Origin of the sequence: Pseudomonas nitroreducens (genome assembly GCF_010994165.1) — a bacterium.
GTDB lineage: Bacteria > Pseudomonadota > Gammaproteobacteria > Pseudomonadales > Pseudomonadaceae > Pseudomonas > Pseudomonas nitroreducens.
Map to the genome: position 1 here is coordinate 611,488 of NZ_WMBX01000003.1, position 23,281 is coordinate 634,768.

General features: G+C 65.4%; 24 protein-coding genes. 14 read left to right on the forward strand and 10 right to left on the reverse strand.

Annotated elements, in window-relative coordinates:
- Positions 1 to 44: 44 nt before the first annotated feature.
- Positions 45 to 251 (reverse strand): Flp family type IVb pilin, encoded by a 207-nt coding sequence (locus tag GJV37_RS16170; RefSeq protein ID WP_170859171.1) that lies wholly within the window; start codon positions 249 to 251, stop codon positions 45 to 47.
- A 358-nt stretch (positions 252 to 609) separates the two neighbouring features.
- On the opposite strand from GJV37_RS16170, the gene cpaB reads away from it, so the two are divergent.
- From cpaB to GJV37_RS16215, 9 genes are all read left to right on the forward strand, one after another.
- Positions 610 to 1,530 (forward strand): Flp pilus assembly protein CpaB, encoded by a 921-nt coding sequence (gene cpaB, locus GJV37_RS16175; protein WP_084358291.1) that lies wholly within the window; start codon positions 610 to 612, stop codon positions 1,528 to 1,530.
- 15 nt (positions 1,531 to 1,545) lie between these two features.
- On the forward strand, positions 1,546 to 2,778 hold the full coding sequence (locus GJV37_RS16180; RefSeq protein WP_065083894.1) for a type II and III secretion system protein family protein: 1,233 nt from the start codon (positions 1,546 to 1,548) through the stop codon (positions 2,776 to 2,778).
- Positions 2,779 to 2,843: 65 nt separating this feature from the next.
- Positions 2,844 to 4,028, forward strand: coding sequence for a type 4b pilus Flp biogenesis protein TadZ (gene tadZ / locus GJV37_RS16185; protein ID WP_065083893.1), 1,185 nt, complete (start codon positions 2,844 to 2,846; stop codon positions 4,026 to 4,028).
- Positions 4,025 to 5,278, forward strand: a complete 1,254-nt coding sequence (gene tadA / locus GJV37_RS16190; RefSeq protein WP_024764100.1) for a type 4b pilus Flp biogenesis ATPase TadA — start codon at positions 4,025 to 4,027, stop codon at positions 5,276 to 5,278. The genes tadZ and tadA overlap by 4 nt, the downstream gene beginning before the upstream one ends.
- Positions 5,275 to 6,159 (forward strand): type II secretion system F family protein, encoded by an 885-nt coding sequence (locus GJV37_RS16195; RefSeq protein WP_065083892.1) that lies wholly within the window; start codon positions 5,275 to 5,277, stop codon positions 6,157 to 6,159. Before tadA ends, GJV37_RS16195 begins: the two co-directional genes overlap by 4 nt.
- A gap of 10 nt (positions 6,160 to 6,169) precedes the next feature.
- Positions 6,170 to 7,075 (forward strand): type II secretion system F family protein, encoded by a 906-nt coding sequence (locus tag GJV37_RS16200; protein WP_083195967.1) that lies wholly within the window; start codon positions 6,170 to 6,172, stop codon positions 7,073 to 7,075.
- On the forward strand, positions 7,072 to 7,860 hold the full coding sequence (locus GJV37_RS16205) for a tetratricopeptide repeat protein (RefSeq protein ID WP_170859170.1): 789 nt from the start codon (positions 7,072 to 7,074) through the stop codon (positions 7,858 to 7,860). The genes GJV37_RS16200 and GJV37_RS16205 overlap by 4 nt, the downstream gene beginning before the upstream one ends.
- Before the next feature lie 19 nt (positions 7,861 to 7,879).
- Entirely contained in the window at positions 7,880 to 8,164 is a 285-nt protein-coding gene (locus GJV37_RS16210; RefSeq protein WP_054906556.1) for a DUF3613 domain-containing protein, read from the forward strand.
- A 17-nt stretch (positions 8,165 to 8,181) separates the two neighbouring features.
- Positions 8,182 to 9,948: a pilus assembly protein TadG-related protein gene (locus GJV37_RS16215; RefSeq protein ID WP_170859169.1), complete on the forward strand. Its 1,767-nt coding sequence runs from the start codon at positions 8,182 to 8,184 to the stop codon at positions 9,946 to 9,948.
- Positions 9,949 to 9,972: 24 nt separating this feature from the next.
- Here GJV37_RS16215 and GJV37_RS16220 read toward each other — a convergent pair whose 3' ends face one another.
- Together GJV37_RS16220 and GJV37_RS16225 are read right to left on the reverse strand one after the other, a co-directional pair.
- Positions 9,973 to 10,806: a response regulator transcription factor gene (locus tag GJV37_RS16220; RefSeq protein WP_024764106.1), complete on the reverse strand. Its 834-nt coding sequence runs from the start codon at positions 10,804 to 10,806 to the stop codon at positions 9,973 to 9,975.
- Between the two features lie 149 nt (positions 10,807 to 10,955).
- A complete protein-coding gene (locus GJV37_RS16225; protein ID WP_081753990.1) occupies positions 10,956 to 11,435 on the reverse strand; it encodes a prepilin peptidase in 480 nt (159 codons plus the stop codon).
- A 274-nt stretch (positions 11,436 to 11,709) separates the two neighbouring features.
- Here GJV37_RS16225 and GJV37_RS16230 point away from each other — a divergent pair, with 274 nt between their 5' ends.
- Both GJV37_RS16230 and GJV37_RS16235 read left to right on the forward strand, forming a co-directional pair.
- Positions 11,710 to 12,180, forward strand: a complete 471-nt coding sequence (locus GJV37_RS16230) for a TadE/TadG family type IV pilus assembly protein (RefSeq protein WP_024764108.1) — start codon at positions 11,710 to 11,712, stop codon at positions 12,178 to 12,180.
- 8 nt (positions 12,181 to 12,188) lie between these two features.
- The gene (locus GJV37_RS16235; protein WP_193452732.1) at positions 12,189 to 14,969 is read left to right on the forward strand and encodes a PAS domain-containing sensor histidine kinase; all 2,781 of its coding nucleotides are present in this window, start codon (positions 12,189 to 12,191) and stop codon (positions 14,967 to 14,969) included.
- 61 nt (positions 14,970 to 15,030) lie between these two features.
- Here the strand turns inward: GJV37_RS16235 and GJV37_RS16240 are convergent, their stop codons facing one another.
- The 3 genes from GJV37_RS16240 to GJV37_RS16250 all read right to left on the reverse strand — a co-directional run bounded on the left by GJV37_RS16240 (position 15,031) and on the right by GJV37_RS16250 (position 18,303).
- Positions 15,031 to 16,503 carry an inorganic phosphate transporter gene (locus tag GJV37_RS16240; RefSeq protein ID WP_037009147.1) on the reverse strand — a complete coding sequence of 491 codons (1,473 nt, stop codon included), beginning with the start codon at positions 16,501 to 16,503 and terminating at the stop codon, positions 15,031 to 15,033.
- Positions 16,504 to 16,789: 286 nt separating this feature from the next.
- A complete protein-coding gene (locus tag GJV37_RS16245) occupies positions 16,790 to 17,005 on the reverse strand; it encodes a hypothetical protein (protein ID WP_024764111.1) in 216 nt (71 codons plus the stop codon).
- Between the two features lie 221 nt (positions 17,006 to 17,226).
- A complete protein-coding gene (locus GJV37_RS16250; RefSeq protein WP_024764112.1) occupies positions 17,227 to 18,303 on the reverse strand; it encodes a sigma-54 interaction domain-containing protein in 1,077 nt (358 codons plus the stop codon).
- A gap of 223 nt (positions 18,304 to 18,526) precedes the next feature.
- Between GJV37_RS16250 and GJV37_RS16255 the strand changes: the two genes are divergently transcribed.
- The gene (locus GJV37_RS16255) at positions 18,527 to 18,832 is read left to right on the forward strand and encodes a PsiF family protein (RefSeq protein WP_024764113.1); all 306 of its coding nucleotides are present in this window, start codon (positions 18,527 to 18,529) and stop codon (positions 18,830 to 18,832) included.
- Positions 18,833 to 19,061: 229 nt separating this feature from the next.
- Here GJV37_RS16255 and GJV37_RS29675 read toward each other — a convergent pair whose 3' ends face one another.
- From GJV37_RS29675 to dmeF, 3 genes are all read right to left on the reverse strand, one after another.
- Entirely contained in the window at positions 19,062 to 19,196 is a 135-nt protein-coding gene (locus tag GJV37_RS29675; protein WP_017519380.1) for a hypothetical protein, read from the reverse strand.
- A gap of 78 nt (positions 19,197 to 19,274) precedes the next feature.
- Positions 19,275 to 20,204: a pseudouridine synthase gene (locus tag GJV37_RS16260; protein ID WP_170859167.1), complete on the reverse strand. Its 930-nt coding sequence runs from the start codon at positions 20,202 to 20,204 to the stop codon at positions 19,275 to 19,277.
- A gap of 85 nt (positions 20,205 to 20,289) precedes the next feature.
- The gene (gene dmeF, locus GJV37_RS16265; protein ID WP_170859166.1) at positions 20,290 to 21,246 is read right to left on the reverse strand and encodes a CDF family Co(II)/Ni(II) efflux transporter DmeF; all 957 of its coding nucleotides are present in this window, start codon (positions 21,244 to 21,246) and stop codon (positions 20,290 to 20,292) included.
- Between the two features lie 61 nt (positions 21,247 to 21,307).
- On the opposite strand from dmeF, the gene GJV37_RS16270 reads away from it, so the two are divergent.
- Positions 21,308 to 21,583: a metal/formaldehyde-sensitive transcriptional repressor gene (locus GJV37_RS16270; RefSeq protein ID WP_024764116.1), complete on the forward strand. Its 276-nt coding sequence runs from the start codon at positions 21,308 to 21,310 to the stop codon at positions 21,581 to 21,583.
- Between the two features lie 12 nt (positions 21,584 to 21,595).
- Here the strand turns inward: GJV37_RS16270 and GJV37_RS16275 are convergent, their stop codons facing one another.
- Positions 21,596 to 21,826 (reverse strand): DUF2789 domain-containing protein, encoded by a 231-nt coding sequence (locus GJV37_RS16275; RefSeq protein WP_024764117.1) that lies wholly within the window; start codon positions 21,824 to 21,826, stop codon positions 21,596 to 21,598.
- Between the two features lie 169 nt (positions 21,827 to 21,995).
- Here GJV37_RS16275 and GJV37_RS16280 point away from each other — a divergent pair, with 169 nt between their 5' ends.
- Positions 21,996 to 23,198, forward strand: a complete 1,203-nt coding sequence (locus GJV37_RS16280; protein ID WP_084358299.1) for an MFS transporter — start codon at positions 21,996 to 21,998, stop codon at positions 23,196 to 23,198.
- Positions 23,199 to 23,281 lie beyond the last annotated feature (83 nt).

Consider the following 23,281-nt stretch of genomic DNA (forward strand, 5'->3'; position numbering starts at 1 on the left):
GAGCTTTCGGGCATCCACTTACTTCTTTGAATCGTGGGGAAGGCTCAGGCGCTAATTGCCGTTCTGATGGCTGCCATCAGCGCGCCAATACGGGTTCCGATCGGGCCGGCAGCGGTGAGCAGGGCAATGGAAATAAGTCCTGCAATTACCGCGTATTCAATCGCGGTGGCCCCTTCGCGGTCACGCAGGAAGGACTTGGCTTTGCTGAGGATATTCTTCGAAAGTTGTTTTGCTGAGGTTTTGATCTTCATGGCCGTCGCTCCGTGCACGCCCGACTACAAACAGGGCGGTTGCCCTGACTTCATCGTCAGGCTAGGCGCAGTGTGGCCGAATGCAATTGATCAAATAGCGCTAATACCAAAGTTATAGTTACGGATAAGTATAACTAACTGGAGATTGGAAATTTGCAGTTAGCATTTGACGCTATTACCGCAGCTACTAAATTCTGCTTTGGAACAAGTAGAGCCTGATTATCAGGAAAGGTTCTTATCGAACTTTCCTGTTCGGCCGAAATAACAATAAAGGTCTGAAGGATGTACTCCGGCAGGCATTTGTTTCGCGGAGTCGGGCCGGCGGCACGACTTCCCACTTGTGCACAAGGATGGGTTCATGAATAGCAAGGTGCTGATGGTATTCGCCGGGCTGTTGTTGGTGTGCGCAGGGGTAGTGGGTTACCTCGGGCTACAGATCGGCAAGCCGGCTCAGCCGGCAGTGGGTGTGGTCCAGGACATGGCGCCCGCGGCAGTGGCCGAGGCCGACAAGCTGCAACGCACGCCGGTGGTCGTCGCCGCACGCGATCTGCCGGCGCTGGCGGTCATCGGCAAGGAAGATCTGGCCGTCGAGCAGCTGCGCACCGCGCCCAGTGGAAGTTTCCCCAAGCCTGAAGCGCTGATCGGCCAGCGCGTCTGGGTCGCGGTGCCGGCCGGCAGCATCATTTCCTCCTCGATCACCGAACCGGGCGGGCCGCTGGCGCGGACTATCCGCCCTGACGAGCGCGCCATGGCCATCGCGGTAGACGAAGTCATCGGCGGCGGCGGCTTTGTCCTGCCCGGCGACTATGTCGATGTGATGCTCTTCGTCCAGGACCAGCAGACCGGCGAGCGCAACGTCAGCGCCCAGGTGGTGCTGCCCGGCGTGCGCGTGCTCACCTACGGCGAGCAGATTGCCGTGGCGAAGGATGGCCAGGCGCGCAACGCCGGCGACCCCAAGGACCAGACTCCGCGCCCGCCGCGCACTGCCGTGCTGGCCGTGCCGGCCGAGGCCACCTCTCGGCTGATGCTGGCCAGCCAGGCCGGCTCATTGCGCCTGGCAGTGCGCAGCAAGGACGAAAAGCTCTACGAGAAGGAACAGGAGGGCCGCTACCTCCAGGCCTCCCTGGGAACGGGCAGCAGCCAGCCGATCACCCTCGAACAACTGATCGGCAAGCCGCGGCCGACCACGGCGCCTGCCACTCGCCAGATTTCCGCGCCGGCGGTGAGCCAGGGCGTGGTGGTCTATCGCGGTACCGAAGTCACCCGTGAAGCACATTGAGCAAGGAGTGCATCGATGTCCAAGCGCTTCATTCTGTCCCTCGCCGCCCTGCTGGCCTGCGCCGCTCACTCCACTGCGCAGGCCGTGCCCAGCGCCTGCGCCGGGCTTGCCGGCCAGCAGCTGAATCTCGATGTGGAGCAGGGCGCCCAGCGCGACCAGCAGCTCCCGGTACCGATCAAGCGCCTGGCCATCGGCGACCCGAACATCGCCGATGTGCAGGTGCTGGACAAGCGTGACTTCCTCATCACCGGCAAGGCCGAAGGCCTCACCAGCCTGCTGATCTGGACTACCTGCGGCGACCAGCCGCTGCGCAGCGTGGTGCGCGTGGGCGGCCGTGCCGTCGGCGATGTCGCCGGTGCAGCGGGCATGGCCGCCGGCAGCCTGCCCAACCAGGTGCAGACCGACATCCGCTTCGTCGAAGTCAGCCGCAGCAAGCTCAAGCAGGCCAGTACCTCGCTGGTGCGGCGCGGTTCCAACACCTTTGTGCTCGGTGCGCCGGGCAGCCTGGGAAACCTCGAGGTTGGCGTCGACGGCGGCCTGGGCGGCAACTTCGGCACCAACCAGAGCGGCTTCAACATCATCTGGGGCGGTGGCAGCAGCAAGTGGCTGGGCTTCATCAATGCCCTGGAAGGCAGCGGCTTCGCCTACACCCTGGCGCGCCCCAGCCTGGTCGCCACCAGCGGACAGAGCGCATCGTTCCTGGCCGGGGGCGAGTTCCCGATCCCGGTGCCCAATGGCGATAACAACAACATCACCATCGAGTACAAGGAATTCGGCGTGCGCCTGACGCTGACGCCCACGGTGATGAACGACAAGCGCATCGCCCTGAAGGTCGCCCCCGAGGTCAGCGAGCTGGACTTCTCCAACGGCATCCGCACCGCCGACATCACCGTGCCGGCACTCAACGTCCGCCGCACCGACACCAGCGTGATGCTCGCCGACGGCGAGAGCTTCGTGATCAGCGGCCTGATCAGCAGCAACACCATCAGCAACATCGACAAGTTTCCGTTCCTGGGCAGCATCCCGGTGATCGGCGCGCTGTTCCGTTCCTCGAACCTGGACAAGGACGACCGCGAACTGCTGATGATCGTCACCCCGCACCTGGTCCAGCCGCTGGCCGCCAATGCTGCACTGCCGACCCTGCCAGGCGAGGGCCTGCGCAACTATGACCCGGGCTTCGCGGAGTTCTACTTCCTCGAAGACGGCCGGTTCGACCGGCGCAAGGCCAACAGCGGGATGTCGCGCTGATGGATACCTACGAAGCGCTGACCCGCCACAGAGCGGGAGGCAAGGCAAAGCAAGGGAGCATGGGCATGAGTCAGACGTTCGTGGCACTGATCCAGCATCCTGGCGAGCAGGAATGGTTGCAGAGCAGCCTGGCCGGGTGCGGGCAGGTGGTTCTGGCCAACAGTGGAACCCTGGAAGAGTTGTTGTCGCTGCTGGACGTCACCGGCGCGACGGTGCTCTTCACCAGCCTGAACAAGGCCAATCTGGTTGCCCAGGGTTCGTTGATCGAGGGGCTGGTTTCCGCGCGTCCGCTGCTGTCGGTCGTGGCCGTCGGCGATGGCCTGGACAACCAGCTGGTGCTCGCCGCCATGCGCGCTGGCGCAAGGGATTTCGTCACCTACGGTGCCCGCGCCAGCGAGCTGAGCGGGCTGGTCCGGCGTCTTGGTGGGCGCCTGCCCACGGTACCGGTGAGTGCCACCCAGCAGGGCGAGCTGATCAGCCTGGTCAGCGCCCGGCCCGACGCCGACGGCGCCTTCGTCGCCCTGCACCTGGCGCTGGCGCTGCAACGCCAGCCCGAGCACCGTGTGCTGCTGGTGGACATCGGCCAGCCTACCGGAGAAGCGCTGGCCATCCTCGGCATGGAGCCGGCCTTCACCTTCGCCGACGCCATGCGCAACCTGCGGCGCCTCGACCAGACGCTGATCGACAGCGCCTTCACCCGCCACGAATCAGGGCTGCGGGTGCTGAGCCTGTCCGACGAGCCCGGCGTGCTGGAGCGCGTCACCACGGCCGAGTTGTACCTGCTGCTGGGCAACCTGCGCAGCGCGTTCAGCCACATTCTGGTCAACCTGACGGGCGTTGCCGAGGGCGAGTTGAGCTCGCAGTTGCTTGGCCAGGCCAACCGCGTGCTGTGGCTGGTGGACCAGAGCGTGCCGTCCTGCAAGAAGGGGCTGGAGCGCCTTCGTCGCTTGCGTGAGCGCAGCCCGATGCTGCCACGCATGGAGCTGCTGATCGAACGCTACTGGCCCTCGGTGCCGCCGGATGCGCCGGCGCTGGGCAAGATGTTCGGGCTGGAACTGTTCGGTGTGCTGCCGGCATCCCCCGAAGCGCGCCTGCGTTCGAAGAATGTCGGCCAGAGCCTGTTCGAGCTGTCGCCGCGCGATCCGCTGACGGTCAAGCTGCGTGACCTCGCCGAGGGACTGGGCGCCGGCGTCGTGGAGAAACGCGGCCTGTTCGGCTGGATCGGTCGCGCCAGGGCCGTGCGCCCATGACCCAGCATTACGGCGGCAGCGGCCACGGCGCAAACCACGACCGGGATCTGCAGGCGCTGAAGATGCGCCTGCACCGCTACATCATCGACGAGATCGACGAAGACGGCATGAACCTGCTGGAGGGCGCGCGGCCGGCGGTGGCGCAGTACGTCTCCGAGAAGGTCAGCGAATATGCTGCGCGCCGCCAGTTGGCGATTTCCCGCTATGAACTGGACCGCCTCGCCGAAGAGGTGGTGGATGAGTTGACCGGCTTCGGCCCGCTGGAAATCCTCCTGCGCGATCCGGGCATCTCGGAAATTCTGGTCAACGGCCCCGACCGCGTGTTCATCGAGCACGAAGGCCGGCTGTACCAGAGCGACCTGCGCTTCATCGACGACCACCACGTGCAGCGCGTGATCCAGCGCATCCTCGCGCCGCTGGGCCGGCGCCTGGACGAGTCCAGCCCGATGGTGGACGCGCGCCTGCCCGATGGCAGCCGGGTCAACGCCATCATCCCGCCGGTGGCGCTGGACGGTCCGTGCCTGTCGATCCGCAAGTTCAGCAAGGACCTGCTCAAGAGTGCCGACCTGCTGGGCTACCAGAGCGTCAACGAGGAGATGCTGGCGTTCCTCCGCCAGGCCGTGGCGAGCCGTTGCAACATCCTCATCAGCGGCGGCACCGGCACCGGCAAGACCACGCTGCTCAACGTCATGAGCAGCTTCATCGACGAGCGTGAGCGCATCGTCACCATCGAAGACACCGCCGAGCTGCAACTGGGCCACGACCACGTGGTACGCCTGGAAACCCGCCCGCCGAATGCCGAGGGTTTCGGCGAAGTCACCGCCCGCGACCTCATCCGCAACGCCCTGCGGATGCGCCCGGACCGCATCATCCTCGGCGAAATCCGCGGCGTGGAAGTACTTGACGTGCTGCAGGCGATGAACACCGGCCACGACGGTTCGATGAGTACGGTGCACGCCAACTCGGCCATGGATTCGCTGCTGCGCCTGGAAATGCTCGTCGGCCTCACTGGCCAGCGCGTGCCGGAGCAGACCCTGCGGCAGATGCTCTGCTCGGCGCTGGATGTCGTCGTGCAGATCACCCGCCTGTCCAACGGCCGCCGCTGCATCAGCGAGATACTCGAAGTGCTGGAAGTGCGCGATGGCGTCTACGTCACCAACTCGCTGTTCAGCCTGGATCGGCGCGGCACCGGGCAGTTCGTCCGCACCGCCCAGCCGAGCGGGCTGAAATTCCGCCAGGTGCTGTTGTGAACGGCGCGCTCTGGCTGATTCTCGCCAGCCTGGCGCTGGCGGCGATCGGCGTCGTGCTCAGTGGCATGAGCTGGCGCGCGCGGCACAACGAGCAGGTGATGCGTCGCTTGAGCGGCGAGCCCATCGTGCAGAGCGGACGTGGCCGCAGCAGCCACTGGCTGGCGCGACGCATGCGCCGCGCAGGCATCGCCGACATGCGTATCTGGCTGCTGGGCGCGGCCCTGGCGGCGTTCCTGCTGGGGGTGCTGTGCGAGCGCATCCTCGGGCCCGTCGGCCTCCTGTGCGGCGTCGGCCTGGCCCTGGCGGGTTTCCACATCCTGCTCAACGCGCTCTACCAGCGCAGGTTGCAGAAGATGATCCGGCAGATGCCCAATTTTCTCGACCAGGTGGTGCGCAGCCTGCACTCGGGCCGCACCCTGGGCGATGCCATCTCCCAGGCGGTCAGTGCCGCCGACGATCCGCTGCGGGAAATCTTCTCGCTGGTCACCCATCACGTTCAGTTGGGCATCAGCCTGCCCGAGGCGCTGCAGGAAGTCGCCGAGCTCTACGACGTGGAGGAGTTGCATGTGTTTTCCCTCGGCGTCGCGGTGAACCACCGCTACGGCGGCAACACCACTGACCTGCTGGAAAACATCATCAAGGTCATCCACGAGCGCGAGAAGCTCAGCCGCCAGTTGCGTGCCATGACCGGCGAAACGCGCCTTAGCGCCTTCGTGCTGGCGGTGCTGCCGATCAGCCTGGGCGGCTACATCCTGTTCACCAACCCGGGCTACCTGATGAACATGTGGCTCGACAGCGGCGGCCGCTGGATGCTGCTGACGTCCCTCGGCCTGCAGGTGCTGGGCGTCTACATGCTCTGGCGCATGCTCAAGAGCATATGAGGAGTTCGCCATGCCACTGATGTACGGCCTGATGGCGCTGATCCTGCTGCTGGCGGCGGTCCTGCTGATGCTCTCGCAGAGCCGTGCGGCGGGGCGCGAGCAACGACTGATCGAGCAACGCCTGGGCGGCCAGCCGCTGCCGCGTTCCGGCAATCGCGTGGCGGACCTGTTCGACCGCCTCGGCAGCAGCGGGCTGGGCAAGCGCCTGCACCTGCGCGACGAGGAAGTCCGCGTGCTGCTGCACCAGGCCGGCTGGAGCGGCAGCACGCCGCGCAGCGTCTACCTGATGACCCTGATCGCCTGCCCGTTCGTGCTGATGGGGATCACCATCGTCTACCTCGCCATGCAGGGCCACGCCGCTACCTCGCCGGTGGTGCCGCTGCTGTTCGCCGCGGGCATCGGCTTCCTGCTGCCCAAGCGGGTGCTGGCCTATCTCGCCGAGAAGCGCCGGACGCGCCTGGCTGGCGAAGTGATCCTGTTCATCCAGCTGATCCGCATCCTCTTCGACTCCGGCCTGACCGTCGAGCAGAGCCTGCGGGTGGTCTGCCGCGAAGGAAGGAACATCGTCCCGGTGCTGGCCTCGGAGCTGGAAACCGTGCTGGCCCACACCGACAGCGGCCTGGAGCTGGCCGAAGAGCTGGAGCAACTGAGCCGCCGCCTGATGGTCGGTGAGCTGACCGACTGCTGCAACGTCCTGCGGCAGATGGTGCGCCAGGGTGGCAGCGCGCGCAGCTCGTTGCTCACGCTCAAGCAATTGTTCGAGGACCGCCGTCTGACTGCCCTGCAGGAAAAGGTCAGCAAGCTGTCGGCGAAGATGAGCCTGGTGATGATGGTGCTGTTGTTCCCGGCACTGCTGATCATCCTCGCCGGGCCCGGGTTCCTCGCCATTACCAAGGCCATGGGGGGTATGGGATGAGAAATGCCTGCGCGATCGGACTGTTGAGCCTGGCGCTCGGCGGTTGCGCCAACTTCGACACGCTGGGCGGCCCGACCGTCGGCCAGCGTTGCGACGAGAACCTGGGCCAGTCGGTGGAACTGCAGCTCAATCTGGCTCGCGAAATGCTCGACAACGGCCGCGCCCACGCTGCGCTGGCCAACCTCGAAACCCTGCCGCCGAACTCGCTGGAAGTGCGCGAAAGCAAGGCCCTGGCCCTGCGTCGTATCGGCGACCCCAAGGCGCGGATCGTCTATGAAGGCCTGCTCGGTACCTGCAAAACCGCCGAGGCCCACCATGGCCTGGGGCAGATCGCCATGCGTGCCGGCAATACCGTGGAGGCCGAGCGCGAGTTGCGCGAAGCGGCACGCCTGCAGCCTACCGACAGCGCTCTGCGCAATGACCTGGGTTACGTCCTGCTGCGCCGTGGCGAGCTGGAGAAGGCGCGTTTCGAATTCATCACCGCTATGGAACTGGACGAGCACGACAAGCTGCCGGCGACCAACCTGCTGAGCCTGATGTTCATGCAGGGCGAGACTCCCGAGGCGACTCGCCTGATCCAGAGCGTCGGCCTGTCGGCCGAGCAGGTGCGTGAAGCGCAGGACCAGGCGCACGACCTGGGACATGGCAGCCCGGCAAGCCAACCCAGGGTGGAGGCGGACACCGTCAGTTACGTGGACGAGCCCGTCGTCGATGCGCATCCGGCGCTGGCCGACTCTACGCCCGCCGTGGCGCACGATGCGAAGTTGCTGTTCAAGGCTCGCTGAGGCGAGCAGGGAGGATGCGATGAAGGCATGGATTCTGGTCGGCGCCCTGCTGGCTGCGCCGATGATGACGCTGGCCGCCGAACGCGCAGCGGTACCCACCAAGGCGGGCACTACGGCCCGCGATCAGCAGGAAGTTCTCAGCTGGCTGGAGTTGCAGTCCAGTGGGCGCGCCGCCTCGGCCAATCACCAGAGTGCGACGCCAGCCGAGCGTGACCGCGCCTACCAGCGCTACCTGAAGAGCTATACCCGCGAAATCCCCGAGTATCTGCTCGACGACAACAGCTTCAGCACCGACAAGAAGTAATCCTTCGGGAGCGTGCCATGGGACGCGAACGGCAGCGGGGCGCGATTGGAGTCATGGCGGCCGGCACCTTGTTGCTGGCGCTGATCTGCCTGGCGCTGGTGATCGACACCGGGCGTTTGTACTACGAGCAGCGCAAGTTGCAGCGGGTCGTCGACATGGCGGCCCTGGAGGCGGCGTCCCAGGGCGGGTTGTGTGGATTGCCGTCGGGCGTGCAGGGGTACGTCACGACCAGCGCGGCCCGGAACGGGTTCGTCCCGGCCACCGGCGATTCCCTGGTGGCGACGCTGGGCAGTGTGACCTTCGATGGCGGCTATGGCTCGGCGTCGTCGCGGCGGACGTTCATCGCCGGTGGCGACCCTGCGGACTCCGTGCGCGTGCAGGCGACCCACACGGTGCCCTCCAGCTTGCTGCTCAATGTCGCCAGCCTGTTCAGCGGCGCGAGCAGCAATACCGTGCTCAGCGCCCAGGCGGTGGGCCGGCGCACGGCGATGGCGGGGATTTCCGCCGGCAGCGGCGTGCTGAGCCTGGACTCGACCAACTCGCCGCTGCTCAACGCGCTGCTTGGCGGTCTGCTCGGCACCACGATCAACCTCGACCTGGTGACCTACCAGGGCATTGCCGGGGCCAACGTCTCGCTGCTTGCCCTCAGCCAGCAACTCAAGGCGGCTGGTGTGAACCTGGAACTGGGCAAGATCGACAGCCTGCTGGGCGCCAACGTCACCGCCGCGCAGTTGCTCCAGGCGATGGTCAACGCGGCGGACGCCTCGCAGCTGGCCAACGTGAATACCTCCCTGCTGCGCACCGCGCTGGCGACCATCAACGTGCCGACGGCCAACCTGACCCTCGGGCAGATCCTCAGCGTGGTGGCACCGGACAGCGTGCGCGACACGGCGTTGAGCGCGGGGGTCAATCTGCTGGACCTGCTGATGGCGACTGCAATGGTGGCGAACAAGAACAACGCGGTGAACGTCGACCTCAAAGGCAAGAACATCGCCGGCGTGGTGCCGACGGTGAAACTGCAGGTCATCTCGCCGCCGACCATCGCCATCGGCTATCCCGGCAAGGACAGCGCGGGGAATTGGCGGACCGTCGCCAAGAATGCCCAGGTGCAGCTGATCGTCGGCGCCAACGCCAACCTGCTGGGGCTGAACCTGGTGAATCTGGCACTGAACCTGAGGGTGGGCGTGGCGGAGGGCTATGCGGCGCTGGATAGCATCCAGTGCGGCGGCGTCGGCCAGTCGACGACGGTCAACGTCAAGGCGCGGCCGGGGGTGGCGAGCGCCAATATTGATGCCAATGTCAGCCTGCTGTCCGGCGCCAGTGGCAGTTTGCTGGGGGTGACGATCACCAATACCGCGACTGGGGCGAGCGGCAGCAGCGCCTCGGCCGGCACGCAGTTCGCCATTCCTGGCGAGCAGTCGCTGAGCTTTACGGTGAACGGTCCGTCGGATCTGCCCAGCGCGGTGACGCGGGTGCAGAGTCCGCTGGGCTCTTCGCTTGGGGCGGGGCTGGCCAGTCTTGGAAACTCGCTGAGCATCAAGGTCACTGCGGGGGGTAATTGCAATGCCATTATTCTCGTCAGCTGGTTGCTCTGTGCGCTGAGCAGTATCGTCAACTCGCTCGCTGACCTGATGCTCAACCTGACATCGGGGTTGGGAACGCTCGTCAGTGCCCTCGGCCAGCAACTGATCGACCCGCTGCTGTCGCTGCTCGGCATCCAGACCGGCATCCTCGACGTACGCCTGATCGACCTCCAGACCGGCGGCGCCGAGCTACTGATCTGAAGGTCGTCAGGAGCGGCGCGGTGCTCAGTGCACCGCGCTGCTCTGGGAGGCGCTGGGGGAGATGGCGAGGGCGAGCTGCGTGCGGTTGTGCATGTGCATCAGCCGCAGCACCTGGGAGACATAGAGCTTCACGGTGTTTTCGGTGATCCCCAGGTCATAGGCGATCTGGTAGTTGGTCAACCCCTTGCTCACCAGGCGCGCCACCGCCTGCTGGCGCGGCGAGAGCTTGTTGAACAGCGGGTTGTTGACCACCGGTGCGATCTGCTCGGCGTTGTTCGGCGCGGCGCTGGCCGCAGGCTCGGTTTGCTCCTGCTTGAGCGCGCCGCCGCCGGCGGGCTGGCCGCCACCGTGAACCTCGTACTTGATCTTGTGGATATCCCGCGAAATCGAATTGAGCGATTCGGCGAGGTATTCCAGGCGCTGGTTCACGTGGCTCAGGCTCAGCTGGCTACGGATGCGCTCGTGCAGGCGCGCCTCCAGGCGCTCCAGGCCCTTGAGCAGGTCCATCGGCGCCACCGGCTTCTGGTAGTAGTCGGCAACGCCCACGCGCATGGCCTCTATCACTTCCTGGCTGCCCTGCTGGCCGGTGAGGATGATGGTTTCGAAGAACCGCGCCGTGCCGGCCGCCTCCTTCAGCGCCTCGACCACTCGGATGCCGTTGTCGCGCCCCAGGCCCAGGTCGCAGATCACCAGGCCGATCGAGGGATCGTCGCGGAATTTCTGCAGGGCGCTGTCCTTGCTGTCGCTGACCACGCAGTGGTAGCCGCTGTTTTCCAGCAACTCGGAAAGCTCGGAAGTGACCTGCGGCTCGTCATCGATGACCAGCACGCTGAAACGGCGATTGGCCGTTTTGTCCATGACTGCACGCTCCTTGAAAATACATATCCATTATTTTTATCGTCCGGTTGTTCGATAACCGCAGCCGGATCGTTCCATCAGGCGATGGGTGGTATTAACCCTTAGCATATAGTCGTTAAGTTTGCATCGCGCCAATAAAAGGCGAGGCATCAGTAAGGCAAGGAAAAGGCCGTCAGAAGACCGACGAATAGCGTGAATATGAAAGGGAATGACTTGAACTTTGACGGTTGCAGTCTGGCTAATTTCTTTTTGCAATTAATCGCCACGCTGTCCGAATCAATCAAAAGTTTGCTGGCGAGCATCAGCAGTACGCAGAACAGGCTGGCCAGGGCCAGGGTATAGAGCACCGTCAGCGGGTCGCTGGCCAGGCCCAGAGCGACCAGCAGCTTCACGTCGGCCGCGCCCAGCTTCCCCAGCCAGTAGCCCGGTACGGTGAGCGCTGCCGCCAGCAACGCCGCCAGTGCCGCGGTCTGCGGGGTGTGTCCGGTCAGCGTGTGACCGGTGGCCAGCAGGAACAGCAGGGCGAGCAGGGCGCCGCCCAGGGTCAGCCAGTTGCTGACCCGCAGCCGGGTGAGATCCTGGTAGGCACAGACCGCGAACCAGGCCAGAAGGCAGAGTTTGAACAGCATCGAGAATATCCTCATCCCGGAGGCGGCGTTGTCGAAGCAGATACGAGGAGTCTTAAGGTATTCGCTATTGCAGCGCTATATTGCAATTCAAGCCAGATAAATTCGAATTTGGCTCGCAACGTTATTCCGACAGGACATCCGGCGAATCCCGGAAGACCGCCTAGTATTGCTGGGTAGCGGTAATTATCCGACGGCGCGTATCTTCAGCAAAGTTTAGCCGTGCCGATAAGTTGAACGATCATTCAAGTTGCATGTTGGTCCGGGAGTATTGCGCATGAACGGAGTCGGCGGTCGCAGCACGCAGCGGGGCGCGGTAGCTATCGAGTTCGCCGCGGTGTTCGTTCTGTTCTTCGCGGTTCTTTACGGGCTGCTGGGTTATTGCGTACCCCTGCTGATGCTGCAGTCCTTCAACGATGCGGCGGCGGCCGGCGCGCGGGTGGCCGTTTCGGTGAATCCACAGGCGGCGGGCGGTTATAACGCCGCGCTCAAGGCTGCCGTGGACAGCGCCGTGACCCAACGCCTGAGCTGGATGCCGACGAGCTGGCGCAATGGCTGTTACGGCGGGCAGTTCATGGATACCCCGGTGACGCAAACGGTGTCGGGCCGCCAGTACACCCGTGTGCAGGTTTGCATCAGCTATCCCTATGCCACCTCGCCCATCGTGCCGCTGCTGACCCTGCCAGGGATCGGCACCGTGCCGCGCTTGCCGGACGTGCTCAGCGGCACGGCCAGCGTCCTGCTCTGAGGCGCTGGATGTTCGATTTCTGGCGCTCCAGGCCCCGTGGCCAGCATGAGATGAACGAAAACCCGCTGCCAAGCCGGCCCCTGGCCGCACGGCGGCGCCCGGCTCTGCCGGCGGAAGAGCTGGCGGAGCCCGTGGTGACCGGCCACTGCGACCTGTGGCTGGAGCTGGACAGTCGTGACCGCGTTATCGCCCGTGGCGGCAGCCAGGCGCACAGGTTGCTGCCGCCGGTGTCGGGCAATGGGGATCTGCCAGGCCTCGGCGATTACCTGGACCGCCGAATTCCCGGCGGCATGCAGGTCTCCAGCCTGCGCGGCGGCGAGCGCCTCGACCTGGTGCTGCGCAGCACCGGCGACCTGCCGCTGGTCTGCCGCTTCCGCGCCATCCTGCAGGCCAACGAGCATTGCCTGTTGCTGGGTACGGACATCTCCGACCTGAACTGGCAATCCGACAACCAGCAGCACAAGTTGCAGTGCCTGAGCCTCAGCAAGCTCCTGCTGGCGCGCCTGCGTCATAGCTCGCAGCGTCGCCTCAGCGAGGCGGTCGGTGAGGTACTGGAGGCCTTCTGCAGCAACTTCCACATGCGCAGCATGGCACTCTTGCTGGAAGCTCCGGACCAGAGCCTGAGGGTCTTCGCCTGCTATGTGCAGCCCGGATTCGACAGCCTGCTGCGGGAAAACCTTGCGCTGCCCGGCGACGAGCTGCGCGCGGCCAGCGGTGCCTGCCTGCTGGGGGCGGATGACAGGCCATCGGAGCTGCTGCGTACCCTGTGCTGCGCCCAGCTCTACCTGATTCCGGCGCCCGTACGGGGCGGGCGCCTCGCCGGCCTGCTGGCCGAACCCATGGAGCACGGCGGCACCTGGCCAGGGCTGGCCCCGAGCGACTGGCAGTACCTGGCGGAAATCCTCACCAACCTCGTCCACGAGCGCACCGAACTGCACAGTCTGCGCGATAGCAGCCGACGCCTGAGCCTGTTGCAGGACATGGTCGGTGGTGGCTGGTGGCGGTTACGGGTCGACGAAAGCCTGTTCGAACTGTCGCCGGCCGTCGCAGCGAGCCTCGGCCTGGCGGAAGGGCAATTGCAGCTGGCACTGGCCGACCTGTTGGCCCTGCTGCACCCGGCCGATGCCGACGAACTCAGCCTGCGCCTTCGCAACCTGCAACCGGGCGGGCGGCTGGTCCAGGATCTGCGCCTGCGCAGTGCAGCGTCGACCCAGACGCGCCGATGGCTGCGCCTGCAGGGACGACGACAGGCCCGCGTCGGGGACCAGCTGATGGACGGCGTGCTGTTGGACATCAGCGAGGGCAAGTTGCAGGAAGAACAGGCGCTGGCGGCCCATGCCCGGCTGCGCAACCTGATCGACAGCGCGCCGGTGGTGATCTATGTGCAGCGAGTGGAGGAGGGGCACCTGATCCCCGAGTTCTACAGCGAGAGCGCGGGCAACATTCTCGGCCTGGACCTGCAGGGGCAGAGCTGGCAGGCGCTGGCTGAACGGGTGCATCCCGACGATCTGGAGGCCTTCCTCGACCGTGGCCGCGAACTGCTGCGCGAAGGCCGCGTCCGCACCGAGTACCGCCTGTGCGACAGTAGCGGCGAATGGCACTGGCTGTATGACGAGGCCAAGCTGCTGCGGGATATCCAGGGCATTCCGCAGGAGGCTGTCGGCCTCTGGCTGGATGTCACCGAACAGCGTCTTGCGGCCATGCAGATCGCCGAAAGCGAGGAGCGCTACCGCGTATTGGTGGAGGATTCGCCGGCGCTGATCTGCCGCTACGACCCGGACCTGAGGCTGACCTTCATCAACCGCACCTTCGCCCAGGTGCTGGGCGAGCCGGTGGAAGCATTGCTCGGTCGGCGGCTGGACGAGTGGCTGTCGCAACAGGATTGCAGCGCCTTGCGAGCGCGCCTGGTGGGCGGTGGCCAGGGCGCGGCCGACGATTCCTGGGAGCTGCGTTTCTGCCTGCCAGGCCAGCGCAATCTCTGGCTGATCTGGTCGGACCGGCCGCTGCTGGATGCCGATGGCCGGCTGGTGGAAGTCCAGGCCGTAGGCCGCGATAACACGGCCGTGCGCCATGCACAGCAACAGTTGGCCCAGGGCGCGAAGATGGCCAGCCTGGGCGAGATGGTCAGCGGCATGGCCCACGAGATGAAGCAGCCGCTGCACGTCTTGCGCATGTCCCTCTACAACGCCCGGCAGAAGCTGGGCGAACCGGAATACCTGAAGGAAAAACTGGAACGTGCCGACGCACAGATAGACCGCCTGTCACGGGTGATCAGCCATATGGGCGTGTTCAGCCGTAAATCGGAGCTGGAAGCCGCGCCGTTCGATCCCTACGACGCCTGCGAAGGCGCCATTGCGCTGCTGGGCGAAAGCCTGACGCAGCAGGGCATCAGCCTGGAGTGCCGGCCACCGGCGCAGCGGGTGGTGGTGCGCGGCTACTCCGACCAGCTCGAGCAGGTGCTGATCAACCTGCTGGCCAACGCGCGCGACGCGCTGCTCGGGCGCGGCGAGGAGGGCGCCCGCTGGGTCGGCGTGGCGCAGGAGCCGTGCACCGACACCGATTGGGTGGAATTGCACGTGCGCGACAACGCTGGCGGTATCGACCCGGCGGTGATGGAGCGCATCTTCGAGGCCTTCTTCACCACCAAGCCTATCGGCAAGGGCACCGGCCTGGGCTTGTCGGTGAGCCACGACCTGATTCGCAACATGGGCGGCAGCCTGTCTGTGGATAACTACAAGGGCGGTGCTCGCTTCATCATCCGCCTGCCGCGGCAGGTCGTGAGTCTGTGAGGGATCGGAAATGAAAAACGCCTGCGGATGCAGGCGTTTTTCGGGGGGGCGTGTCGCGGAGTCAGCCGATGAAGCGCGAGGACAGCCAGAACAGGCCCGCAGCCAGCGCGATCGACACGGGCAGGGTCAGTACCCAGGCCATGAGGATGTTGCGGATCGTGCTACCTTGCAGGCCGCTGCGGTTGGCCACCATGGTGCCCGCCACGCCCGAGGACAGCACGTGCGTCGTGGAGACCGGCAGGCTGTAGATGTTGGCCATGCCGATGGCGGCGGTCGCGGTGAGCTGGGCGGCGATGCCCTGGGCATAGGTCATGCCCTGCTTGCCGATCTTCTCGCCGACGGTGAGCACCACGCGCTTCCAGCCGACCATGGTGCCGATGCCCAGGGCCAGGGCCACGGCGATGATCACCCAGAAAGGTGCGTACTCGGTGGTGCTGGTCAGGTCCTTGCGCAGCTTCTCCAGGTCCGCCTTTTCGCGGGATGGCAGCTCGGACAGCTTGCCGACCTTCTTCGCGGTGTCGTCCAGGCACAGCAGATAGCGGCGCACCTGCACGCGCTCATCGTCGTTCAGGTCGGTGTAGCTGGAAACGCCGTGCAGGTCGCTCAGCAGACCCTTGAGGGTCGCCTCGGTCTGCTTCGGCTCGCAGCGGTACAGATCGGGCAGGTCCGCTTCGCTGGCCTTGCCCAGGGCGAGCATCTCGCCGAGGGTGTCGGAATGGCGGTTGTAGAACTGCTGCAGGTGGATGGCGGCGTCGCGGGTGCGCTCGATCTGGTAGGTGGTGCTGTTCAGGTCGAGGACGAACTTCGCCGGGACGATGCCGATCAGCACCAGCATGATCAGGCCGATGCCTTTCTGGCCGTCGTTGGAGCCGTGCACGAAGCTCACGGTCATGGCCGAGATCACCAGTACCAGGCGGTTCCAGAACGGCGGGTGCTTCTTCTCGTCGACGTCGCGGCGGGTTTCCGGCGTCTTGTGCATCTTCGACAGCGGATACAGCCACTTCAGGCCGATCAGCAGGGCGCCGGCGACCAGGAAGCCGGCCAGTGGCGAGAAGATCAGCGACAGGCCGATGTCGATGGCCTTGCCCCAGTTGATCCCGTCGGCCACCGGCACGCCGGTGATCAGAGCATTCGCCAGGCCCACGCCGAGGATCGAGCCGATCAGGGTGTGCGAGCTGGAGGCCGGGATGCCGAAGTACCAGGTGCCCAGGTTCCAGGTGATGGCCGCGGCAAGCAATGAGAACACCATGGCCAGGCCGTGGCCGGTATTCACGTTGATCAGCAGTTCCACCGGCAGCAGGTGGACGATTGCGTAGGCGACGCCAACGCCGCCGAGCAATACGCCGAGGAAGTTGAAGATGCCGGAGAGGATCACCGCGCGGTACGGGGACATGGCCTTGGTATAGATGACCGTGGCCACCGCGTTGGCGGTGTCGTGGAAGCCGTTGATGAACTCGAAGGCCAGGACGAATGTGAGTGCCAGCACCAGGCTGATACCCACCCAGACATCGAGTCCGCTGAAGAGATCGAACATGAAAATTCTATGACCGGTCGGAGACGGGGCGGCGATTATGCCAGAAGCTTGGAGCACCGTATTCAGCCTGAAACGGTTTCTCCAATTTGCGCGACGCCACGTCGCACGGCGCTTTCAGGCAGGGTGGAAAAAGTTTGCAATGCTTCCACGCGGGCCGCCGGCCCATCGGATGAGTGTTTGCAGGCCAACTGGCGGGCTCCCCCACGGAGCACTGCTCGCCCATCGCCTCGAGATTTTCCCCAACGGATTCCGGGGGGAGTCTCTTGGCCTGGGGCCGTACCTGCGATTAAAGGGACGGGGCTTCCAGATCCTTTTTCAGTCGTTCTTCTTCGATTCTTTCCAGCTCCCGGTCGAAGGCCTTGTCCTGCACGCTGGGTCGCTTGCGCCAGGGTTTCTTGCCGGGTTCGGGCTGAGCGGCATAAAGGGTCACTTCGCCGCCCTGTTCATCCTTGAAACGTTGCTCCTGGCGCTCCAGTTCCGCGCGCAGTTCGTCTTTGGTCACGATCATTCCTGATGAATAGCTGATGACTTGAAGCTTTGAAGATGGGCCTCGCACGGGCAATCCACACCGAGCCGGGGTGTCGTCCTGGCAGTGTAGACGTTCAGGGGGCGCTGGCGTGCCGGCCGGAAAACGGCGCGGATTATAACCTTTGCCGGGGGGCGACCGGGCGAGAAGCGCCGACGGACGGTTTCAGCCCAGCGCCGGCGCGGGCTGAAACCACCTCAGCCGGTGCGGCTGAGGTTCAGCTCGCCAATCTTCTCCAGGCGCGCCCGGACGATGTTGCGGCTGATGCCCAGCAGACGGCCGGTCTGCAGCTGGTTGCCGTGGCAGAAGTGGTAGGCGGTGCGGAACAGGACCTCTTCGACATGCTCGTAGAGGTCGGGCTTGTTGCTTTCGAACAACTCCAGCAGCGCCTGCTCCAGCGTCGCCTCGACTCGCGGGGCGAGGGCATGGGGGAGGTGGTCCTGGCGCAGCAGGTCGTGGCGCGGAGCGGAGGGCAGCTCGGCCAGTTGCAGATCGCCCGGCTGCACCTGCTGGTTGCGGCACACCAGCAGGGCGTGGTGGATCGCGTTCTCCAGCTCGCGGATGTTGCCCGGCCAGGTGTGGCCCAGCAGCTTGCGTTCGGCCTCGGGGCTCAGCGAGGCACGGTTGTAGCCCAGGCGCTGGCAATGTTCCTCGAGGAAGAACTCGGCCAGCGGCAGGATGTCGCCGGGGCGCTCGCGCAGTGGCGGCAGGCGAATGGTGGCGACGTGCAGGCGGTAGAACAGGTCCTCGCGGAAATGCCCGGCTACCACGGCGTCGGCCAGGTTGACGTTGGTCGCGGCAACCACCCGCACGTTGATCGGTACCGGCGTGCGCGAACCCAGGCGCACGACTTCGCGCTCCTGCAGCACGCGCAGCAGCTTCACCTGCATGTTCAGCGGCAGGTCGCCGATCTCGTCGAGGAACAGGGTGCCGCCGTTGGCCGATTCGAACCAGCCGGCCTTGCTGCTGGTGGCGCCGGTGTAGGCGCCTTTCTCGTGGCCGAACAGCTCGCTTTCCACCAATGTCTCGGAGAACGCGCCGCAGTTCACCGCCACGAAGGGGGCCGTGCTGCGTCGGCTGAGCTTGTGGATATGCCGGGCGACCAGTTCCTTGCCGGTGCCGGTCTCGCCGATGATCAGCGCGTTGGCCTCGCTGGGCGCCAGGCGCTCGATGCGGTTGAGCAGCTCCTGCGAGCGTGGGTCCTTGAACACCAGCACCGTGGCGCGGACCGACTTGGTTTGCTCGCGGGCATTGGGAAGGGTCAACAGCGACATGGCAGGTTCCTGGCGTACCGGATGGGTGGCAGCGCCATACTGCGGCATTTTTGTTATTTCAAAAAATTATCAATTAGAATTTATATATAACCATTTTATTTTTTATGCCGTGGCAAACGTCACGCGGATTGCGCCAGAAGCTCCCGGATCGCGTCGCAGGCCTCGCGAATGCTGGGCTGCGAGCTACGCTCAGAGTGGCAATTCCATCCTGGGAGACCACTCCATGACCACCGTTCGGATTCCGCTGCTCGTCCTGGCTCTGCTTTTCTCGGCGCAAGGCTTCGCGGCCACCGCCGCGCAGACCGCGCAGCAGGAGAAGATGAAAACCTGTAACGCCGATGCCACCACCAAGGCGCTCAAGGGCGACGAGCGCAAGGCGTACATGAGCACCTGCCTGAAGGCGGGCAGCGACGCCAAGAAGATGACCCCGCAGCAGGAGAAGATGAAGTCCTGCAATGCCGACGCCACCAGCAAGGCACTCAAGGGCGACGAACGCAAGGCGTTCATGAGCACCTGTCTGAAGAAGTGAGGATGGGGCGCGGCAGGGCCGCGCGTGACGACAAGGGCAGCTTCGGCTGCCCTTGTCGTTTGTGAAGGGCTCGCGAGCAAGCTCCCGAGCATCCTGTCGATAACGAGTGCCGGCGGGCGATATTGGCCCCCGCGTTATAGGCCGGAGAACACCAGCCAGGCCGCAGCCAGTGCGTAGAGGACGATCACCGCATCCATGCGCAGCGCAGGCGGGAGTCGCCGCACCAGATTCATTTCTTGGCCACCGCGGACCAGAAACCCTGGGCATTGCGGAAGGGCTGGCGGGCCATCTGTTCGGGACGGGTGATGCCGTCGGCACGCAGGGCGTTGACGAGGGCGGAAAAGGACTTGGCGCTGTAGCTCATGGTCGGCTCCCGATGCTTTCTCTCCTTGGGGTGGAGCTATGAAAACACCGGGGCCACTATCGACGGAAATGGATCGTCTTAAGGGTGACCATCGATGAAATTGATGGAAGGCCAGGAGAGCTCCAGCTGGCTCCTGAAATGCCGCGCCTCACCGGTGACCGGGTCGATGAACTCCAGTTGCCGGGCCAGCAGCTTCAGCGGCTTGTCGAAGTCCTCCGGCGGACGTTCGCCGCGTGGTGGCAGCGTCGGGTACAGGGGATCGAAGCACAGCGCCGCACCCAGGCCCGACATGTGCACGCGCAGTTGGTGACGCTTGCCGGAGACCGGGTGCAATCCATAGCGCCACAGGTCGCCGCGCTGTTCGAGCACCTCGATGCGGGTTTCGCTGTTGGGCGTGCCGTCCACTTCCTGCATGCGGATGAAGGGATCGCCCTCGACCATTCGCGAACGGTGCACAAGGGGAAACTCCCGTTCCGGCAGCGCTGGCGCGATGGCTTCGTACATCTTGTCGATGCGCCGCTCGCGGAACAGCGCCTGGTAGGCATCGCGGTTGTCCGGATTGGCGGAGAACAGCACCAGCCCGGCGGTTAGCCGGTCGATGCGGTGCAGCGGCACCAGCAGCGGGTTGTCCAGGCGTCGGGCGAGACGGGCGAGGAGGGTTTCCTCGACGTACTGACCGGCGGGCGTCACCGGCAGGAAGTGCGGCTTGTCCGCCACCACCAGGTGTTCGTCGGCATACAGGACGCTTTCCTGGAAGGGAATCGGCGTTTCCTGTGGCACCTCGCGGAAGTAGTGGATACGCAACGCTTCGCGGTACGGGTGCTCGGGGCCGATGGGGTGGCCATCGCTGTTGAGCACCTTGCCGCGCTCCATGCGCTCCAGCCAGGTATCGCGGCTGATCGCCGGGAAGCGCGCACACAGGCAGTCCAGCACCGTCGCCCAGGGCCCGGCGGGCAGGTGCAGGGTACTGGCGCGTTGCTGGGCAGCGGAGAAACGGGAGCTGGGCATCTTCGGGCGCGACCGGGGTTCGACAGGCTGCGCATTAGGCCGCAGCGGCGTAGCGGACGTCAAAGCCGCCACGACTTCCGGTCGTTCACGCGGGGAGGGTGTTGATCTCCACCGTGATGTGCGCCAGTTCCTCGTGGACCTGCAGGCGCTGGCGCACCAGCTCCGGCGTCAGGTTCCCGCTGCTGGCGAGGCTGAGGATGCAGGCATAGCGCGACTTGCCCACGCGCCACAGGTGCAGGTCGGTGATCCGCGCCGGTTGCGGCAAGCCGGCGACCACCTCGCGGATTTCCTCCACTACCGGGTCGTTCATTTCGGCATCCAGCAGCACCCGGCCGCTCTGCTTGAGCAGGCCGATCGACCAGACGGCCACCAGTACGGCGCCGACCATGCCCATCAGCGGGTCGAGCCAGGCGGCGCCCCAGATCAGGCCGCCGATCAGCGCGATGATCGCCGCTACCGAGGTGGCGGCGTCGGCCAGCACGTGCAGGTAGGCGGCGCGCAGGTTCAGGTCGTGCCCATGGTCATGATGTTCATGGTCGTGGGGATGGTCATGACCGTGATGGTGATCGTGGCCATGGTGGTGCTGCTCGCCGCGCAGCAACCAGGCGCAGGCCAGGTTCACCAGCAGGCCGATGACCGCGATGGCGATGGCTTGCTGATAATGGATCGGCGAAGGGGAGAGCAGTCGGGCGACGGACTCGAACATCATCAGCGCCGCCACGCCCAGCAGCAGGATGGCGCTGGTGTAGCTGGCGAGGACCTCGATCTTGAAGGTGCCGAAGGCGAAGCGTGCGTCGCCCTTGAAGCGCCGCGCCGCCACGTAGGCGAAGAACGCCAGGCCCAGCGCCAGGGCGTGGGAACTCATGTGCCAGCCGTCGGCGAGCAGCGCCATGGAGTTGAACACCCAGCCGCCGGCGATCTCCACCACCATCATCACGACGGTCAGCAGCGCGGCGCGCAGGGTGTTGCGCTCGGCCAGGGGGTTGCCTTCGTGGAACTGGTGGTCGTGGCGACCGTCTTGCGAGGGGGCGGCAGGCTGCATAATGATGGTCCGTAGGATCAGTCTGGATACTATACCCCAGTATACCTTTGGAGCTTTTGACGTGGGACATACCATCAAGGACCAGAAGAAGCTGTTGACCCGGGTGCGCCGCATCAAGGGCCAGAGCGAGGCGCTGGAACGGGCGCTGGAGGCGGGCAGCGAATGCGCGGCGATCCTGCAGCAGATCGCCGCCATCCGCGGCGCGGTGAATGGCCTGATGGCCGAGGTGCTCGAAGGCCACCTGCGCGACCATCTGGGCGCCGAGGACCGTACCGCGGCGCAGCGCCACGAAGACCTGGAACAGGTCATGGGCGTGCTGCGCTCCTATCTCAAGTGAGGTAGCGGCGGATCAGTTGGACAGCCGAACCGCCAGTTCGTCGGCTTCCTCGGTCCAGTCCGAGTCCTGTTGCAGCGCCTCGCGCAGGAACTGCGACTGGGCCTCGTTCCAGAACGGCGCGTCCGGCAGTTTCTGGCCTTCGGCGAGGCGGTGGCTGCCGAGGAAGGCATCGATCTCCTTGCGCCCGTCGGGCAGGCCCAGTTGCTTGAACAGGGCGCCCAGGCTGTGCTGGCTGGTATCCATGACGATCTCCTTGCTGCAGGTGGAGCGCACCGCTGCGGCGCGCGGCAATGGAACAACTATAGGAGCATCGAACGGCGCGCGAGGTTCGGATTGGCAATCGGGGCGGAAATAGATAGCCTGCTTTCAATCGTCCCCGCACACGCTCCGCCACCCACCGTCAGGCCCGTCCATGAGCTCGTCCGAGCAGCGAACCGCCTCCGTCACCCTGCGCATCCTCGCGACCGTCGTCTTCACCTTCGTCCTGTTCCTGAGCATCGGACTGCTGCTGCCGGTGCTGCCCGGTTTCGTCCATGAAGGCCTGGGCTACTCGACGGTGATCGCCGGCGCGGTCATCGGCCTGCAGTACATTGCCACCCTGGTATCCCGGCCGTTGGCGGGCCACATCGCGGACACCCACGGCGCCAAGCGCGCCGTGCTCTATGGCCTGGGTGTGCTGGGCATCGGCGGAGCCCTGGTGCTGGCTTCCACCAGCCTCGAATCGGTGAACTGGCTGAGCCTGACGCTGCTGCTCGGCAGCCGTCTGCTGTTCGGCCTGGCGCAGGGACTGCTGGGGATCGGCACGGCAAGCTGGGGCATTGCCCTGGTGGGGACGCAGAACACCGCCAAGGTGATTTCCTGGAACGGCATCGTCAGCTACGGCGGCATTGCCATCGGTGCTCCGCTGGGGGTGACCATGTCGGCCTCGCTGGGGCTGTGGAGCCTGGGTGTGAGTGTCCTGGTGCTGACCGCGCTGGGCTGGCTGGCGGCCCGAAACCGCGCGGAAGTGCCGACCATTTCCGGTGCGCGCATGGCCTTCCACGCGGTGCTGGGGCGCGTGCTGCCCTACGGGATGTGCGTGATGCTTGGCTCCATCGGCTTCGGCACCCTGGCGACCTTCATCACCCTTTATTACGGCAGCCAGGGCTGGGCCAATCCGGCCTGGTGCCTGACTGCCTTTGGCGTCTGCTTCGTCGGCGCGCGGCTGGTCTTCTCGGGCATGGTCAATCGCTTCGGCGGCTTTGCCGTCGCGGTGGTCTGCCTGGGTGTGGAAGTTTTCGGCCTGCTGCTGCTCTGGCAGGCGCCGGGGCCGGGCTTCGCGCTGCTGGGCGCGGCGCTGACCGGCTGTGGCCTGTCGCTGGTCTATCCGTCACTGGGTGTGGAGGCGGTGCTGCGCATCCCGGCCAGCAGCCGCAGCGCGGGGCTGGGCGCCTACGCACTGTTCTTCGACCTGGCGATGGGCGTCGCCGGCCCATTGATGGGGTTGGTCGCTGCCCGTCATGGCTATGCGTCGATCTTCCTTGTCGCCGCCGGGCTGGCGCTCTGCGGCTTCGTCATCTGCTTCGTGCTGCTGCGCTTCACTCGCCAACAGCACGAGGAACTGCCGAAGGACTAGGTCTCAGGGGGGAGGAGCGGGCTCTGTTGGCGATGTCTTGCCGGTCGCTCCGTCAATGGGCCTGGCGTGGGGTTCAGCCGCTC

Coding starts and splice junctions, on each gene's coding strand:
- GJV37_RS16170 (WP_170859171.1), bottom strand. CDS start 251: ATGAAGATCAAAACCTCAGCAAAACAACTTTCGAAGAATATCCTCAGC.
- cpaB (WP_084358291.1), top strand. CDS start 610: ATGAATAGCAAGGTGCTGATGGTATTCGCCGGGCTGTTGTTGGTGTGC.
- GJV37_RS16180 (WP_065083894.1), top strand. CDS start 1,546: ATGTCCAAGCGCTTCATTCTGTCCCTCGCCGCCCTGCTGGCCTGCGCC.
- tadZ (WP_065083893.1), top strand. CDS start 2,844: ATGAGTCAGACGTTCGTGGCACTGATCCAGCATCCTGGCGAGCAGGAA.
- tadA (WP_024764100.1), top strand. CDS start 4,025: ATGACCCAGCATTACGGCGGCAGCGGCCACGGCGCAAACCACGACCGG.
- GJV37_RS16200 (WP_083195967.1), top strand. CDS start 6,170: ATGCCACTGATGTACGGCCTGATGGCGCTGATCCTGCTGCTGGCGGCG.
- GJV37_RS16205 (WP_170859170.1), top strand. CDS start 7,072: ATGAGAAATGCCTGCGCGATCGGACTGTTGAGCCTGGCGCTCGGCGGT.
- GJV37_RS16210 (WP_054906556.1), top strand. CDS start 7,880: ATGAAGGCATGGATTCTGGTCGGCGCCCTGCTGGCTGCGCCGATGATG.
- GJV37_RS16215 (WP_170859169.1), top strand. CDS start 8,182: ATGGGACGCGAACGGCAGCGGGGCGCGATTGGAGTCATGGCGGCCGGC.
- GJV37_RS16220 (WP_024764106.1), bottom strand. CDS start 10,806: ATGGACAAAACGGCCAATCGCCGTTTCAGCGTGCTGGTCATCGATGAC.
- GJV37_RS16225 (WP_081753990.1), bottom strand. CDS start 11,435: ATGCTGTTCAAACTCTGCCTTCTGGCCTGGTTCGCGGTCTGTGCCTAC.
- GJV37_RS16230 (WP_024764108.1), top strand. CDS start 11,710: ATGAACGGAGTCGGCGGTCGCAGCACGCAGCGGGGCGCGGTAGCTATC.
- GJV37_RS16235 (WP_193452732.1), top strand. CDS start 12,189: ATGTTCGATTTCTGGCGCTCCAGGCCCCGTGGCCAGCATGAGATGAAC.
- GJV37_RS16240 (WP_037009147.1), bottom strand. CDS start 16,503: ATGTTCGATCTCTTCAGCGGACTCGATGTCTGGGTGGGTATCAGCCTG.
- GJV37_RS16250 (WP_024764112.1), bottom strand. CDS start 18,303: ATGTCGCTGTTGACCCTTCCCAATGCCCGCGAGCAAACCAAGTCGGTC.
- GJV37_RS16255 (WP_024764113.1), top strand. CDS start 18,527: ATGACCACCGTTCGGATTCCGCTGCTCGTCCTGGCTCTGCTTTTCTCG.
- GJV37_RS29675 (WP_017519380.1), bottom strand. CDS start 19,196: ATGAGCTACAGCGCCAAGTCCTTTTCCGCCCTCGTCAACGCCCTGCGT.
- GJV37_RS16260 (WP_170859167.1), bottom strand. CDS start 20,204: ATGCCCAGCTCCCGTTTCTCCGCTGCCCAGCAACGCGCCAGTACCCTG.
- dmeF (WP_170859166.1), bottom strand. CDS start 21,246: ATGCAGCCTGCCGCCCCCTCGCAAGACGGTCGCCACGACCACCAGTTC.
- GJV37_RS16275 (WP_024764117.1), bottom strand. CDS start 21,826: ATGGATACCAGCCAGCACAGCCTGGGCGCCCTGTTCAAGCAACTGGGC.
- GJV37_RS16280 (WP_084358299.1), top strand. CDS start 21,996: ATGAGCTCGTCCGAGCAGCGAACCGCCTCCGTCACCCTGCGCATCCTC.